The sequence below is a fragment of the Desulfoplanes formicivorans genome, assembly GCF_001748225.1.
Taxonomy (GTDB): domain Bacteria; phylum Desulfobacterota; class Desulfovibrionia; order Desulfovibrionales; family Desulfomicrobiaceae; genus Desulfoplanes; species Desulfoplanes formicivorans.
This window is the reverse complement of record NZ_BDFE01000017.1, coordinates 62,545-77,954: the sequence shown is the minus strand read 5'-3', so window position 1 is coordinate 77,954 and position 15,410 is coordinate 62,545. Positions and strand designations below refer to the sequence as shown.

Annotated in this window: 16 protein-coding genes, 1 tRNA gene and 1 riboswitch; of the genes, 10 read left to right on the top strand and 7 right to left on the bottom strand. The window is 54.5% G+C overall.

Features of this window, described 5'->3' with window-relative positions:
• Nucleotides 1-300 precede the first annotated feature (300 nt).
• The 6 genes from prxU (at nt 301) to DPF_RS09580 (ending at nt 5,246) form a co-directional block, all read left to right on the top strand.
• Nucleotides 301-1,026, top strand: coding sequence for a thioredoxin-dependent peroxiredoxin (prxU, locus tag DPF_RS13765; RefSeq protein ID WP_083254619.1), 726 nt, complete (start codon nt 301-303; stop codon nt 1,024-1,026).
• Between the two features lie 94 nt (nt 1,027-1,120).
• Nucleotides 1,121-1,525 (top strand): macro domain-containing protein, encoded by a 405-nt coding sequence (locus DPF_RS09600; RefSeq protein WP_369689594.1) that lies wholly within the window; start codon nt 1,121-1,123, stop codon nt 1,523-1,525.
• 189 nt (nt 1,526-1,714) lie between these two features.
• Nucleotides 1,715-1,814: riboswitch (TPP riboswitch) on the top strand.
• Between the two features lie 142 nt (nt 1,815-1,956).
• Nucleotides 1,957-3,204: an Nramp family divalent metal transporter gene (locus DPF_RS09595; protein ID WP_069859466.1), complete on the top strand. Its 1,248-nt coding sequence runs from the start codon at nt 1,957-1,959 to the stop codon at nt 3,202-3,204.
• Nucleotides 3,201-3,797, top strand: coding sequence for a hypothetical protein (locus tag DPF_RS09590; RefSeq protein ID WP_069859465.1), 597 nt, complete (start codon nt 3,201-3,203; stop codon nt 3,795-3,797). The genes DPF_RS09595 and DPF_RS09590 overlap by 4 nt, the downstream gene beginning before the upstream one ends.
• Before the next feature lie 78 nt (nt 3,798-3,875).
• Complete coding sequence (locus DPF_RS09585; protein ID WP_069859464.1) at nt 3,876-4,742, top strand: DMT family transporter; 867 nt, start codon at nt 3,876-3,878, stop codon at nt 4,740-4,742.
• A gap of 132 nt (nt 4,743-4,874) precedes the next feature.
• Entirely contained in the window at nt 4,875-5,246 is a 372-nt protein-coding gene (locus DPF_RS09580; protein WP_069859463.1) for a hypothetical protein, read from the top strand.
• A 372-nt stretch (nt 5,247-5,618) separates the two neighbouring features.
• Here the strand turns inward: DPF_RS09580 and DPF_RS09575 are convergent.
• Nucleotides 5,619-5,695: transfer RNA gene (locus tag DPF_RS09575), tRNA-Arg, on the bottom strand.
• Between the two features lie 234 nt (nt 5,696-5,929).
• Here DPF_RS09575 and DPF_RS09570 point away from each other — a divergent pair.
• From DPF_RS09570 to DPF_RS09560, 3 genes are read left to right on the top strand one after another with little or no spacing between them, the layout of a single operon-like run.
• Nucleotides 5,930-6,511 (top strand): UbiX family flavin prenyltransferase, encoded by a 582-nt coding sequence (locus DPF_RS09570; protein ID WP_069859773.1) that lies wholly within the window; start codon nt 5,930-5,932, stop codon nt 6,509-6,511.
• 24 nt (nt 6,512-6,535) lie between these two features.
• Nucleotides 6,536-7,198: a site-2 protease family protein gene (locus DPF_RS09565; RefSeq protein WP_231702164.1), complete on the top strand. Its 663-nt coding sequence runs from the start codon at nt 6,536-6,538 to the stop codon at nt 7,196-7,198.
• Between the two features lie 33 nt (nt 7,199-7,231).
• Nucleotides 7,232-8,242 (top strand): tryptophan--tRNA ligase, encoded by a 1,011-nt coding sequence (locus tag DPF_RS09560; RefSeq protein ID WP_069859461.1) that lies wholly within the window; start codon nt 7,232-7,234, stop codon nt 8,240-8,242.
• Here the strand turns inward: DPF_RS09560 and DPF_RS09555 are convergent.
• Genes DPF_RS09555 through DPF_RS09545 form a run of 3 tightly spaced genes read right to left on the bottom strand, consistent with a single transcriptional unit; the run spans nt 8,232 to nt 12,282 of the window.
• Nucleotides 8,232-9,674: a DNA integrity scanning protein DisA nucleotide-binding domain protein gene (locus DPF_RS09555; protein WP_088178338.1), complete on the bottom strand. Its 1,443-nt coding sequence runs from the start codon at nt 9,672-9,674 to the stop codon at nt 8,232-8,234. The two genes, DPF_RS09560 and DPF_RS09555, sit on opposite strands and share 11 nt — an antisense overlap.
• Before the next feature lie 57 nt (nt 9,675-9,731).
• Nucleotides 9,732-11,234: a sensor histidine kinase gene (locus tag DPF_RS09550; RefSeq protein WP_083254618.1), complete on the bottom strand. Its 1,503-nt coding sequence runs from the start codon at nt 11,232-11,234 to the stop codon at nt 9,732-9,734.
• Nucleotides 11,235-11,277: 43 nt separating this feature from the next.
• Nucleotides 11,278-12,282, bottom strand: coding sequence for an ABC transporter substrate-binding protein (locus tag DPF_RS09545; protein ID WP_069859458.1), 1,005 nt, complete (start codon nt 12,280-12,282; stop codon nt 11,278-11,280).
• Between the two features lie 228 nt (nt 12,283-12,510).
• Here DPF_RS09545 and DPF_RS09540 point away from each other — a divergent pair, with 228 nt between their 5' ends.
• A complete protein-coding gene (locus DPF_RS09540) occupies nt 12,511-13,215 on the top strand; it encodes a response regulator (protein ID WP_176724226.1) in 705 nt (234 codons plus the stop codon).
• 32 nt (nt 13,216-13,247) lie between these two features.
• Here DPF_RS09540 and hemC read toward each other — a convergent pair whose 3' ends face one another.
• From hemC to DPF_RS09525, 3 genes are all read right to left on the bottom strand, one after another.
• A complete protein-coding gene (gene hemC, locus DPF_RS09535) occupies nt 13,248-14,171 on the bottom strand; it encodes a hydroxymethylbilane synthase (RefSeq protein WP_069859771.1) in 924 nt (307 codons plus the stop codon).
• 138 nt (nt 14,172-14,309) lie between these two features.
• Entirely contained in the window at nt 14,310-14,561 is a 252-nt protein-coding gene (locus DPF_RS09530) for an FmdB family zinc ribbon protein (RefSeq protein ID WP_069859457.1), read from the bottom strand.
• A gap of 80 nt (nt 14,562-14,641) precedes the next feature.
• Nucleotides 14,642-15,256 (bottom strand): D-sedoheptulose 7-phosphate isomerase, encoded by a 615-nt coding sequence (locus tag DPF_RS09525; protein ID WP_069859456.1) that lies wholly within the window; start codon nt 15,254-15,256, stop codon nt 14,642-14,644.
• Nucleotides 15,257-15,410: the final 154 nt, after the last annotated feature.

Sequence of the window (15,410 nt, the reverse complement as noted above, 5' to 3'; positions counted from 1 at the left end):
GAATTGGTATTTTCCATGTAAAATCAAATGATTGAAATAAAAGCAACCTTCAGGTGACTTGCCCCTGCTGCCTGCGCATGAATGCAGCCAGTGTCATCTCTTCCCTGCCCTGGAGTGGTGCCGCCCGCACCATTTCGTTGGCCTGGTGCGCGTGGTCAAGACAGAAACGATATACCGATTTATTGTGACCAAAGCTTGCGGTTCATAAGAAGATTTGATTATACTCACGGGAATGTATCAGAATACTCTATATTGCACCATCATTTCAATTGTTCACCCCAACCCATGAGGAGGCTGCATATGGCTGAAGAAAAGTCCATAAACTGCGCTCGCCCCACGGGCGGCCTTGTCGGAGAAGCCCCCGTGGAAAACAACACCCCAACCCCATCACCAACCGTACAAGGAGATGTCCCTATGGTCACTGTCGGCAAAAAAGCTCCCGATTTCAGCTCACCCGCCTTTTTTCAGGGGGAATTCACCTCTGTCAAGCTGTCCGACTATCTGGGCAAGTGGGTGGTGCTCTGCTTTTACCCGGGTGATTTCACCTTTGTCTGAGCCACGGAAGTCTCGGCGGTCGCCGAGAAACATGCGGAATTTGAAAAGCTCGGGGTTCAGGTGCTTTCCATGAGTGTTGACAGCATGTTTGTCCACAAAATGTGGGTTGATCATGAACTTTCCAAGATGATCACCAAGGGCAAGGTCCCCTTTCCCATGCTCTCCGATGCCGGGGGCAAAGTGGGTCAGGCCTACGGTGTTTATGACGAAGACGGCGGCGTGGATATCCGCGGCCGGTTCCTCATTGATCCGGACGGTATTGTACAGGCCATGGAAGTGCTCACGCCTCCTGTTGGCCGCAACGTGAACGAGACCCTGCGCCAGATCCATGCGTTCCAGCTGGTGCGTGAGAGCAAGGGAACCCAGGCCACGCCATCGGGCTGGAAACCCGGCAAGATCACCCTCAAGCCCGGCCCCGATCTGGTGGGCAAGGTCTGGGAGGCCTGGACCGTGGACAAGGCCTTTGATTAAGCTGCCACGTTGCTGTAACCGATGCATACCAAAGGGGATTGGACAGGGATTCGATCCCCTTTTTTCTGTTCAGCACAAACCCCTTTTCGTGACCATGAATATCCAACTCATCCAGGGCGATATCACCCGGGCCCGGGTGGACGCCATTGTCAATGCGGCCAATTCCCGCCTTGCCGGCGGGGGCGGGGTCGACGGAGCCATTCATCAGGCGGCCGGACCCGAGCTTCTGGCTGCTGGTCAGGCCCATGTGCGTGCTCACGGTCTCCTGCCCCCGGGCAAGGCCATGATCACCCCGGGTTTCAATCTTCCGGCCCGGTATGTCATCCACACGGTGGGTCCCATCTGGCATGGCGGTAACGACCGGGAACCCCTTTTGCTTGCTTCCTGCTACCGGGAAAGTCTGAATCTGGCCCGGGAGCACGGGGTGCAATCCATTGCCTTTTCCGCCATCACAGTTGCGGGGTGTACGGGTATCCCCCGCACAAGGCCGCCCGCATAGCCCTGACCACCCTTGCGGAAAATGGGCCCTCATCTGGGATCAGCACCATCCAGGTCTACCTCTTTACTGCCTCCATGTTCACCATCTGGAACACAACCCTTGGGACAATTTCCCCTTCACACGCGTCAACCAAGGGGTAGTCTGCCGCTGTGGGTCCATTGACAAGGGGTCATCATCGCGTCTATCCAGATCGTTCGCTAGGGGAGTTGGTAACTGAGAGTCCGTTTTCGGACGACCCTTTGAACCTGATCCGGGTAATGCCGGCGGAGGGAAGCGCAGATCATAGCGGCACCGTGCCCACACGTGACGGCACAACGTTGCTGTATCCTCCCCTGTGGCTGCCCTTTCCTTGTGAAACGGCGGCTTTTTTCATGGCTGCACGCTGGGCTGCCGTGCGCCACCCCGGGATCAATGACCACGGAGCATGACCAATGAACGCAACGGACGGATCACAGGCACACGCGGCTGTTTCTTCTTCCACCGGCCTGATCAGCCGGTTCGGCCCGGCCTGGGTCATCAGCGCGGTGGCAGCCGGACCAGCAACCATGGCCTCGGTGGCCATGGCCGGAGGAACCTTTGGCTATTCCCTGTTGTGGGTCGTGGTCCTGAGCGGATTGCTGGCATGCGTCAACCAGTACATGGCTGCCAAGACCGGGATCATTGCCGGCAAGGGGATCATCCGCATTGTTGAGGAACGCTGGGGAAGGACCTGGGCCATGATTCTCATGATCGACGCCCTGGTTGCCACCTGGCTGGCGGCAGCAGCCCTGATGAAGGCCCTGGTGGGAGTGACCGGGCTGGTCACCGGATGGTCCACACCCTGGTGGGGACTGTTCTGGACAAGTCTGCTGGGTTTTCTGCTTGTGCGGGGCGGATACGGATTACTGGAAAGGGTGAGCAAGGTTCTTGTGGCCCTGGTGGTTCTCTGCTTCATGATCACGGCCATCACCATCCGACCGGATCCCATGGCCATGCTTGCCGGACTTGTGCCCTCCCTGCCGAATCAGGATCAGGCCGCCCTGATGATGGCCGCCATCATGGGCGGAGCCGTGCACATCACCATCATTGCCATGCACTCCTACACCGTGAACCAGCGGGGTTGGCAGACCAACAATCTTCCTCTGGCTGCCCTGGATACCTTTCTGGGCATGTTCGTGGCCTTTGGCCTGTACAGTACGGCCATTTTCATCACCGGAGCGGCCTGGCTCCATCCCCGGCATATGGCCATCCACAATGTTTTTGATCTGGCTCACGCCCTGACCCCGGTTCTCGGCCCCCTGGCAGGTCCAGTCTTTCTGGCAGGGCTGCTGGCGGCCGTGCTTTCGACCATCACGCCAACCTTCATGGCCGGCGGTTTTTTTATGGCCGACACCTTTGGCTGGAAGGCCAGCCGGGAAGACAAGCGGTTCCATCTCGCCATTCTGGCCGGATGTCTGGTCAGCCTGGCCGGTCCCCTGCTGCCGGGCGGCTGGCTGATCATGCTCGTGGTCATGCTGGCCATGGGCCTGTGCGGCACTCCGCTGATCATCGCCATGAACCTGATCCTGCTGAACAGCCCGTCCTGGGCCGGCAAACACACCAACGGCTTGACAGTCAATCTGCTCGGGGTGATCAGCCTGATGCTGACCCTGTTTCTGGCCGGCCGGTGGATTCTGATCAAACTCGGGGGCATGTCATGATCCCGGACTGGCCCCCGGCCAGGCTCATGGGCAGGCGAACCCTCATCACCGGCGAGGTCAACACGGGCAAGACCACCCTGACCGGACGCTGGGCCGATATGCTATGGGCGTACCTGGACACGCCCCGGCTCACTGTTGTGGACATGGCCCCGACCATTCCCGTAAACCTGCAAAAACGCACCGGTTCACAGGGCATTGGCGGGTTTGTCACGTTTTCGTCCGCCATCCCGGACCTGGTCTTTCGAAACGGCATCCTTCCGCCCCGGCTCATGGGCCTGTCACAAGAACATGTCCTGACCCTGGCCCGAAAAAACCAGAAGCGCATTGAAACCTGGTTTGCGGCCGTTCTGGCAGCTCCAAGGCCTGATCTGCTAGTCATCAATGACATGAGCATCTATCTTCAGGCCGGAAGGATCAAAAACCTGCGCGCCGTGATGCAGCACGCCCATACGGTCATTGCCAACGGGTACCAGGGACAGACCCTGGGCACGGACGAGCTGAGCCGGACCGAGTCATGTGCAATGGAAAAGATCACCGCGATATTCCAGAACTATGTCCGCCTGACGCATCCCCTAACAGGCCCCTGGGACTGATCTCTCCCCTTTACTCCTCTCCTTCAAGGGCGTAATTTGCTGCGCTTGTTCACTTTGCAACCTGCCAGGCATTGTCATATGCGCATTTATCTTCTTTTGATCGGATCGGTGGCCATCTGGGGCGCGACCTGGATTTCCGGACGGATCCTGGCCCAGGACATAGGGCCGTTTTCAGCGGCCTTTCTCCGTTTTCTGGCCGCCTCCGTGTTCCTCTTTCTTTGGTCCTGCCGGATGAACCGACGGCTGCCCGTCTGCAGCCGCGATCACTTTCCCGGCCTGCTCCTGCTGGGGGTCAGCGGAGTCTTCTGCTACAATTTCTTTTTCTTTTCCGGGTTGCAAACCGTTGCCGCAGGTCGGGCCGCCCTGATCATCGCCTGCATCCCGGTAATCATCTGCGTGGCCTCGGCCCTGATCTTCAAGGAACCCCTGACCCGGAAAAAGATCGCGGGCACGCTTCTCTCCCTCACCGGCGTGGCCATTGTTCTGGCCAAGGGGAATCCCCTGGTACTTCTGCAATCCCCCCTGTCCAGGGGAGATCTGTTCATTCTCGGATGCGTGGCCAGCTGGACCGTCTATTCCCTGGCCGGCAACCGGGTCATGCGGCACATCAATCCCCTTGAGGCCGTTACCTGGTCATGCATCCTGGGTGATATTCTTTTACTCCCCTTTGCCCTGTATCACGGTCTGGTGCACGACATGGCCAACGCTCTGCCCAGGGACTGGGGACATGTCCTCTTTCTCGGGGTCATTGCCACGGGGTTGGCCTTTACCTGGTACTATCAGGGGATCAAGGCCATTGGTCCGTCCCGGGCCGGGATCTTCATCAACCTGGTGCCGGTTTTTGCGGTTCTGCTCGGGTTTGCCATTCTCAAAGAGCCTGTTTCCCTTGCCCTGCTTGGCGGGGGCAGCCTGACCCTGACCGGGGTATGGCTGACCAACCGATAACACCTGCCCCTTCTAGTTCCTCCTTTTTATTGCAAAGCAGCAGATTTTTATGGACAAGCAGTGCAATTCGTTTCATAGGATCAATATATTTCCTGCCACATGATTTGGTCCCATTACCAAGGAGGAAAGTACATGAACCTTTCGTTGCATCTCCTGGTGGCTGCATTGTTGATGATGGTCTTGACTGCTTCGGCCCAAGCCATCATGCACTATCCTCCCATCATGGAAGGCAAAATAGCCCAATACCCGGGATCCGAGATTGTCCAGACCACGTCTGTTGAAGTCTCATCCCAGGTCATCCTGCAAACCAATGATTCCATGGACAAGGTGACGGCGTTCTATAAACGGGAACTGTTGAACAACGGTCTGAAAACGGAAATAGAGACCAGCCATGCAAAGGGGTGGAATGTTTTTTTCAGCCATAACGAGGCCGGAGGTATGATCGGTGTTACGCAGCAGAAACCAGGAAAGATCATCATCACCATAGTCTACAGTCTGCAATGAGCCCGTGCGTGGCTGCATGCCCCAGGAAAGACCGGGAATGATCTCCAAGGGGCCAACCGGTTACTGTACTGGCGACCCCAAGGAGAACAAACCCTTTTGCTTACAGGAAAGCCTGCATCAGATCTGATGCAGGCTTTCCTGGTTGTGACGAGGAGCATGGATTCAGATCATGGTGACTAAATGCAATCCCTTCAAGTCGGGACAATGATTCAGATAGGGGCGCTTGCTCAGATAATTGTCTAATACGTTAGTAAAGTATCACGCAGGAGTTGAAGAAAACTCGTAAACCATAAAACCAAAAAGGGCCGTTCGCATGAACGGCCCTTTTTGGGCAATCTATTGACTAACCAGCCTAGATCGCAAGGAAATATGTGGTGGGCAATGCAGGATTCGAACCTGCGGCCTCCAGCTCCGGAGGCTGGCGCTCTATCCAACTGAGCTAATTGCCCACAAAGGAGGATTTCTCTAGTCCCTTCTTTTGCATGTTGTCAAGTGATCAGTTTGGGGGTAGACGTTTTTTTCTCGTTGTCAGGGAGTATGCATTGCACATCGGGCGTATCCCCTGCTTTTCCCGTGCCGGCCATGTGATTCAGGAATTCATCCCCAAACAGCGGCCCTTTGCCTGCATGAACGGCTGGCCACCACTACCTGTTGACCTCCAAGACCTCCAACAAGACACTTTCATGCCATCATCCGCCCGTCCTCGTTGTCATGTTCTGGCTGTTACCGGAGCCAGTGGCATGCCCTATGCCCTCAGGCTGGCCCAGGTCATGGGCTCGGATTCCCTCCGGGAACTCCATGTCATTGTTTCCCAGGCCGCCCGCCTTGTTCTGGAAACGGAGACAAAAAACGGCCTCGCCCTGCTTACCCGGTACGCCACGGCTGTTTGGGACGAAAAGGATATTGGCGCACCCCCTGCCAGCGGATCCTGGCGCCACAACGGCATGGTGGTGTGCCCGTGTTCCATGGCATCCTTGGGGGCCATTGCCCACGGGCTTGCCTCCAATCTGATCCACCGGGCCGCTGACGTGAGCCTCAAGGAAAAACGTCCCCTCATCCTGGTTCCCCGGGAAACCCCTTTTTCACGCATCCATGTGCAGAACATGCTCACGGTCATGGACGCCGGAGCAACCATCATTCCCCCCTGCCCGGGATTTTATGCCCGCCCCCAAACCATTGCCGACCTGGTGGACCAGGTTGTCGGGCGCATTCTGGATCATCTGGGCATTGACCACGGGCTGACCTCCCCGTGGACCGGGGTATAAAAGCCTTGCCCGGCCAACGGGTCCATGATAGCCGCTACGTCCATGTTTAACGAATCTTTGGCGCATATCATACAGCAGATCGCCATCTATGCGATCCCGCTTTTGTTGGGCATCATCTGTCATGAGGTGGCCCATGGCTATGTATCCTGTCTTCTGGGAGATCCCACGGCCAAGAACGCCGGACGGCTGACCCTCAATCCCCTCAAGCATCTTGACGTCATGGGCACCCTGGTTTTCGTGCTCACCCGGATGATCGGCTGGGCCAAACCCGTGCCCATTAATCCCAGATATTACAAGAACCCGCGCAGGGATATCGTTCTGGTCTCCCTGGCCGGTCCGGCCACCAATTTTGTGCTCGCGGCCCTATTTTATCTTCTCTACCGGGTCCTTGCCGTGGTCATCATGACCTCTTCCCCGGCAGTGGCCACCTATGTCATTTTTCCGGTCATCAATATTGCCGCGGCCGGTACCATCGTCAACATCATTCTGGGAACGTTCAATCTGTTTCCCATTCCCCCTCTGGACGGGAGCAAGGTCCTGGCCGTGATGCTGCCCCCCCACATGGCAGCCAGCTACATGAAGCTGGAACGTTACGGGTTCATCATCCTCATTGTCCTGGTCATGACAGGGATGTTCGAACGTTTTTTCCAGGTGATCATCGGTTCGGTCTACACCCTGCTCTTCTGAGAACATCGCACCACCCCAGCACAAGGAATCATCATGAACAAGGAAATCATTCTCACCGGTATTACGCCCAGTGGCACGCCCCATCTGGGCAATTATGCGGGCGCCATCCGCCCGGCCATTGAAAACAGCAAACGGGACAATGTCTCCTGCTTCTATTTTCTCTCGGATTATCACGCCCTGATCAAGAATCAGGATCCCGAGCTCCTCAAGCAGTCCACCAGGGAGATCGCAGCCACCTGGATCGCCCTGGGCCTGGATACGGACAAAGCCATTTTCTACCGCCAGTCCGACATCCGTGAAATCCCAGAACTGACATGGATTCTTACCTGCATGACCGCCAAGGGGCTCATGAACCGGGCCCATGCCTACAAGGCCAAGGTGGCTGAAAACGAGGAAAAACGGTCCAAGGATCCGGACAAGGGCATTACCATGGGTCTGTTCTGCTACCCCGTGCTCATGGCCGCGGATATCCTCATGTTCAGCGCCAACAAGATCCCGGTTGGCAAGGATCAGATCCAGCACATCGAGATGGCCCGGGACATTGCCGCCCGGTTCAATCATCATTACGGCGAGATCCTAACCCTGCCCGAACCCCTGGTGAGTGATGATTCAGCCATTCTCAAGGGTCTTGACGGCCGCAAGATGAGCAAAAGCTACAACAACACCATCCCCCTGTTCGGCCCCGAAAAAAAGCTGCGCAAGATGATCATGAAGATCAAGACGGATTCTTCGGAACCGGGCGAACCCAAGGAGACCAAGGACAACACCCTGTTTGACATCTACAAGGCCTTTGCCACGCCCGATCAGGTGGAAGAGATTCGCAAACGGTATGCCGAGGGCATTGCATGGGGGGAGATGAAGCAGATCCTGTTTGACTGCATCAACGATCATCTGGCAGAGCCCAGAAAGCGGTACAACGAGCTGATGAAACATCCCGGGGATATTGAAGAGATTCTTGTGAAGGGAGCCCAAAAGGCGCGCGCCATCAGCGGACCGTTTCTGGACAAAATCCGCCGGGCCGTAGGGCTGGTTCCTATTCGATAGTCTCGAGCCATTGTTCAAGGGTTGGAGGTGTTTCCACACAACTGAACACGGGCTGTCGCCATTGGCATTGAGCCGTGAGTTCAACGCCATCCTGAACAACCGATACCGGTCGGTCTGAAGAGACCACAACGGCGATCATGTTGGCGTGTTCTGCCGTGAACCTGAGTGCTGAATTGAACCGGGCCCCTCGGGCCCGGTTTTCGCCTGTTACGGCATGGCCATCCAAAAGACAGGCAAACCCGTGCAGACAGAGATCCGAACCAATGTGCAGGGCTCCGTCCACCCGAGAAAGGGATTTGGCAAATTCCCGGTTTTCGGGATCGCGCAAGTCAAGGATGGTATCCAGATGCTGTCCGGCAATGGTTCTGGGAACCGGGTTCAAATCAACCACCAGGGTACACCCGAATTTCTGTTCTTCGGCATTGTGCACCAAATCGGATACTATCTGGAACAGATCTGTCTGCTCTTCGGAAGGCAACCCGGTTTCAAGAAGGATTTCTTCCACCTGAACCAGTTTGGCCTTGCGCATGGATGAATGGAACATGCCATCGGAAAAACTGCATACAGGCATGTCGTCCAAATGGACGAATCCGTACTCCCCACGATAATCGGCTATGACCGAGCAGCAGGGAATAACGCCTCCCCTGGCAATGCCCACAATGCGCCGCCCTTCGGAAACCAGAATCCTGGCCGAATGTTCCACTGCCAGCAACAGCTTGCGTACGTGCCTGTAATTTTTAAGGGATGGCCGTTCCTGCTGGGCAAAGCAGGCCAAAAAATCAACCTCTGCCAGTTTGGATGGGTCCACAAACACCAGTCGGCCCCGGGGCCAGGCTCCTTCCTCTCGGGTTTTGGATATAGCCAGTATGGCGTCCAGAACCGGATACACGCGCAATTGGGTATCCAGGCCCATGATCTCGGCCCGCTTGTCCACCAGGAAGTCGCGGACCGCATGGGTGGCACAATTCTGCAGCACAAGTCCGGAAGTACCGATATACAGGGGGCTGTTGGAGGCGATATCCTGACTCAGCAGCCAGGCTGCATGTTCCAGCCACCGCTCTGTGGGACCCGTGGAACACATGTCCGGATGCTCCTCGGTGAACCACATCTGATAGAGCAGGGAATGGGACCGCCCCCCGAAACTGACAATCCCGGCCAAGGCCAGAGTATCTGTTTTATCGTGTTCAAGAACGCGTATATGCTTGGGACATTGCACCTTTTTTTTCCACGCGTCTGATGCAAGAAAATGATTCTTCAACTTGACGGCATGGCCCTGGAGAAGATGCTGAGGATCACAGATGCGAAGAGGGGCGTGCTCGTCCAGTGCATAGATCAGGGCGGCCCGGCTTGGCTGGGAATAGTGCGATAATCCCTGTCGCAGGCCGTCCAGTACATGGTAGATGCACAGATTGATGAAGGATGCATCGCGCACAGCAATCTCCCTTTTGGAATGCCCACGGCGATCCCGGATCATGGTGTTTTTGGGTTGTCAGGTCAGGCGGAGAGATCTGTCTGATTCGTCTGGACCCCCGCTCTGCCCGGTATGAGAATCATCCAGGGGAAAGAGCACACAAATGGCAACACCCTCCCCCGGACTGGAATGAACACGGAATTCACCGTGAACAGCTTCCGCCCGTTCACGCATTCCCGAAAATCCCATGCTCAACAGTTCGATTTCGTCACGCTCAAGGTCCATACCCTGACCATCGTCTTCCACCCGTACCTCGAGAACATGGTCGTCCGACTTGATGGTAACCATGATGCAAGAGGCATCGCTGTGTTTGACAATATTTTTCAACGCTTCCTGAACAATGCGAAACACGGCTGTGCCGACATCCTCGGGGATGGGAACGTTCGGCGTGTCCATGTCAACAGATAAGCGAAATTGAGCGTACGTTTTCGAAAATTCGCGACAATACCATTCCAGGGCCGGGATCAGACCGAGATCGTCAAGAATGGCCGGTCTCAGCCCCATGATGATCTCACGCAATTGAATGATGGCCGTGTTGATATAGGCCAGGTTCTGTTCGAATCTTGCCAAATCCATTCCCGGATGACTTCGTTGCAGCGCGCGGATAGCATTTTCCTGGTGCAGTTTCAATCCGACCAGATCCTGTACTACGCTGTCATGCAGATCACGGCCAATCTTCTTGCGTTCCTCCTCCAGAACGGTCATCATCTTCGATGATAACGCCTTGAGGGAAGATTCCTTTTTTTTAAGCTGGAGTTCGACATCTTTCCTAGCCTGTACTTCACGAATCATTGCGTCACGGGAAACAGTAACAACCCGGAGTTGATGGGCCATTTCCACGAACGATCGGGTAAAATCACCGATTTCATCATGGGAAACGACATCCATGGTTAAGTCGAAATCGCCCTGCCCAATCTGTTTGGTCTTTGCCGCTAACAAATTCAGGGGAAAAACAATATTTTTTTCAATGAACCAGAACGCCCAAACAAGAGAACATGCAAAAAAAACAACGACAAGTACTATGGTAGACTCACACCATTTTTCTACTTGATCTACTTTTTGCAACGACGCATCAAGAAGAATATCGCACGATGTTGAAACATTTTTTAAAATAACATTAATATTATTTATGTTGTTTTTATTGGTGTATGTTTTGCCGTATGATTTAATGTGTTTTTTTGAAAAAGATTTGATGATATCATCTGCTCTTTGTATATCAACGAGAATATCAAGGATGATGCGTTCTGTCTTGTTATCATTATTGTCAATATGATAAAGATTTTCTCTTACATGTGACAACAAGACATCCCATTGATTGAACACTCTGTTTTGATTGATCTCATTGATTTCATCAGCCAACTGGATGAGCTCGGAAACATTCTTCACGATCGTATAAACACGCGCGTTCTGCTCAATAGACCGGTTTATATAATTCACTGTAAAGAAAAAAATACCTATGACTAATGCATGCTCTAAAAGAAGCAAAACATACGCCATAAGTATTTTTGATGAAATTTTCATCGATTTTCCAATTTTTTTCTTGTCATGAAAACGGACATGCCCATCACTCCTTGCGTATGATAGTCACACGGCCGGGATCCATCTGTTCCAACAAGGAGTAATCTATCAAATTCAAGGAGTCGGGCGCGTTTTCCCTCTCCCCCAAGCCCGCAGAAATGGCCCAGAAAGTTGCATACTCTATTTTGAGAAGTAGGGACTGGGAGAGGCCAAGACCCCTGAAATTGAAGGTATGCTCGAGGAAATGACAGGCATTCTCTTTGGAAATGTTTTTTCTTCGGGAAAGAATTTCCACGCATTCGTCAAGATGGTCTTGCATGTACTGCCAGGCGTCGGTAATGCCGCGAAGTACAGCCTTGACCTTTTGGGGATGGGCCTTGATGAATGGCGTTCTAAAAAGCAGGACCGTTATTTTTCGGGTCAATGCCTTTTCCTCAAATTCAACGGTCTGGTTGTGCAGGGCCTTGCGCACCTTCTCAGTCACGGGCTCATGCTGACAAATGGCGTCCACGCGTCCCTGGGCAATGGCCTTAACCATTTCCTTTTTGGACAGGAAAACCACATCAACCATATTGACCGGAATATTCCATTTTTCCAGATAGCTCGTGAGAAAGAAATGGGCCGTACCTCCCCGTGGGACGGCAAGCCTCTTTCCGATGAGATCCCCTGGGGAAGTGATCCCCCTGTCCGTTCGGGCGATGATGGTATCCTGGTTGTCGGTAAAAGCCATCTCGGTAACAATTTTGAAGGCATGGGGATGGGAAAACGCCTCAAGCGTGGCCACAGTGGCTCCGCCAAGAGCGCCATCGCACTGATCCCGGATCATGCCGTCCCTGATAGCCAAAATGCCGCGGTTGTAGGTATGCAAGGCAACCTCGACCCCGTGCTTGACAAAAAAACCCTTTTCTTCGGCCACCACCAGCAGTACGCTCAAAGGCCCCTTGCCTTGAGCGATATTCACACTGGCGGGCTCCTGTGCTGCCCCGGCCAGATGCACGCCCACCAACGCGAGGTAAAGGGCTAGGGTAACGATCATGCGAACAATTTGCATGCTATTCTCCTCAGACGGTATCTCGTCTGATCATTGAAGGGCCTCTGCCCCATCCTGTGTGTCAGGCTTTACCTGGTTGGCCAGCCGGTCACTTTTGCGCTCCAAAATTCACTGGAAAACCATGAAGGGTCGTGATACTGAAAAGTCATACGAATTCTGCATGATTTCATGACGTGTCGAATATCCCCCACATACAGAGCATGTACCCCAACCAAGGTTGCGTTTCTCATGACCAATCAACATTCAGCCATGACCTCGGCCCCGTATTCGATACTCATTGCCGATGACCACGAAATCGTCAGGGATGGCCTCAAGAGTATGCTGGCCATGTTTGATGAGTTCAACGTAGTGGGTGAAGCAAAAGATGGCCTGGAAACCATACAAGCCTTTGATTCCCTGTGCCCGGATATCCTGCTTTTGGATCTTTCCATGCCCGGACTCAACGGGGCCCTGACCACCAAGAAAATCATGACCGACCATCCGGATGCAAAGATTCTCATTCTCACGGCCCATTATGCCGATGAGTATCTTTACTCCACCCTGGAGGCCGGAGCCATGGGATACATTCTCAAGGAACAGCCAAGCGATGAACTGATCCACGCCATCAAAACCGTGCTCAAGGGTGAACCCTACCTGAGCCCCAAGATATCATCGCACATCATCTCGAGTTTTGTGGCGGCCAAACGGGAGCAGCAATACTCCCCGAGTTTTGCCACCTTGACGGTACGCGAACGCGAGGTATTGTCCCTGGTCGCTCTGGGCAAAACGAGCAAAAGCATTGCCGAACAGCTCCATCTCAGCGTCAAGACCGTGGAGAAACACCGTTCCAATCTCCTGAAAAAAACAGGCCTTCACAATGCATCGGCCCTGACGGAATATGCCATCAAGCATGGCCTGGTCATCAAGACCCAGAAAAACATCATGGAACTGTAGACAGACCCGGTCTCTGCAGACCGGGTCCCACTTCATGACAGATAGAGTTCCTGCAAAATCCTTCTCCCGCCTGCATCCAGAATCACATCGGCCAGTTCCCGGCCCATCTGTTCCCCTTGGGCAACCGGTCCTGTTGTCGAACGCAGGATGCATTCCCTGCCCGTGACGTCGGCCACCATGCCCGTGATCCTCAACTCCGAACCATGCATCACGGCATGGCAGGCAATGGGAACCTGACAACCGCCTTCCAGCCGGAACAGAAAGGCACGCTCCGCAAGCACGCATACCCTGGTGGGATGGTCATCCATAAAGGCCAGTACAGAGGCAAGATCGGACCGGTCGGCCCTGAACTCAATGCCCAGGGCGCCCTGGGCCACGGCAGGCAGGAATCTGTCCGGGGCAAAGGTGTGCATGCAGGGGGCACTCAGATTCAGTCTGTTGAGCCCGGCCCTGGCCACGACAATGGCGTCAAAATCTCCCCGCTCAAGCTTGCCCAGCCGGGTATCCAGGTTGCCGCGCAAGGCAACGATGTTCAGGTCTGGACGCATGTTCAAAAGCTGCGCCTGCCGGCGCAGACTGCTCGTTCCCACAGTGGCCTTTTCAGGCAGCTCGTCAAGCCCGGTAAACCGCATGGAAACAAGACAGTCCTCGCAGGCCTCACGCTGGGGAATGATTCCCAGCATCAGTTCCTCGGGAAGTTCAGTGGGCACGTCCTTCATGCTGTGGACAGCAATATCCGCCCTCCCGTCCAAAAGGGCCTCCTCGATTTCCTTGACAAAAAGACCCTTGCCGCCCACCTGGGCCAGAGGGACATCCTGAATCTTGTCCCCCTTGGTCTTGATGATTACCAAACCCACCTTCATGTCCGGGTAGGTTGCCTGCAGAAGTCCCTTGATATGCTCGGCCTGCCACAGGGCCAGTTTGCTTCCTCGGGTGGCTATGCGAATCTGATCCATTGATTCCTCGTTCATGGCGCATCCATGCAGTCCTGCATCCCCCATCGGGGATGGTGCCCCCAAGGAACACCACAGATGCTCGCCGTTGTTTCGGGTTGCTCCCATGAAGGGATGCATTGAAGCGGCAATACTCTGCGCCTATTTCACACCACACGTTGCACAGCTCCCGCCCCGGCAGGAGGCACAGGGGCTGGATCCCCTGGTGGTGATGGCGCTTGAACCGGCTTTGCCCATGACAATGGGGCCACCCGTGACAAAGGACCCTGTTGACATGAGCTTTTTGACCTGGCTCGAATCGCAATGGGGGCACTTGATCTGATCACTGTCTCCAAGAACCACTTCTTCAAACTGACTTTTGCATTTCAAACATTCAAATTCGTAAATAGGCATATGCGTCAAACCTCAAACTGGTTGTATGTTGGCATGCTGTCCCGGGCTGTACCACAACGTGTTCGTCCGGCTCCAAGGGATCATCCACCGAGATAGGGCTGGATCAGGGCGACATTTTCAAACAGATAATAGTCCACCAGCCTGCACAGGAGATGTCCGGCAGCTATGTGTATTTCCTGAATAAGCGGCGTGTTCCTGTCCTCAACAAGGAGGAGATAATCGCACAGGGGGGCCATGGCACCCCCATCCCGACCGCTCAGGCCCACAACAACGATCCCCATTTCCCTGGCAGCCTGCACCGCATTGACAATATTGGCACTGTTTCCAGATGTGGATATGGCCACCAGCACATCGCCCGTACGCCCGAGGGCACGCAGCTGTTTCTCGAAAACCTGATCAAATCCATAATCATTGCCAATGGCGGTCAGGGCCGAGGTATCCGTGGTCAAGGACAAGGCTGGCAGCGGAGGCCGTTCAAGAAGGAATCGATTGGTGAATTCGGCGGCAATATGCTGGCAATCCGCCGCACTGCCGCCGTTTCCGCAAAGCAGGATTTTGCCTTCACGCGCCATGGTCACGGCCATGGATTTGGCAATTTCGGCCAGAAGATCGGCGTTGCGTTCAAAAAAACGCTGGCGAAGGGTTGCGCCTGCTTCGGCATGTTCCTTGAGAATCGTCAGGGTACGATCTTCCATGCACCATCCTTGGGGGCTGAAATGATGAACCGTTGGCCGAGTATATCCTCACGGTCACGGGAAAGACTCATGTGGTTATCCAATTTCCTGATAAACTTCAAATTGAGAATGCGCTTTTCATTTTTGACACTTTTGTGTACGAAACCACTACCTG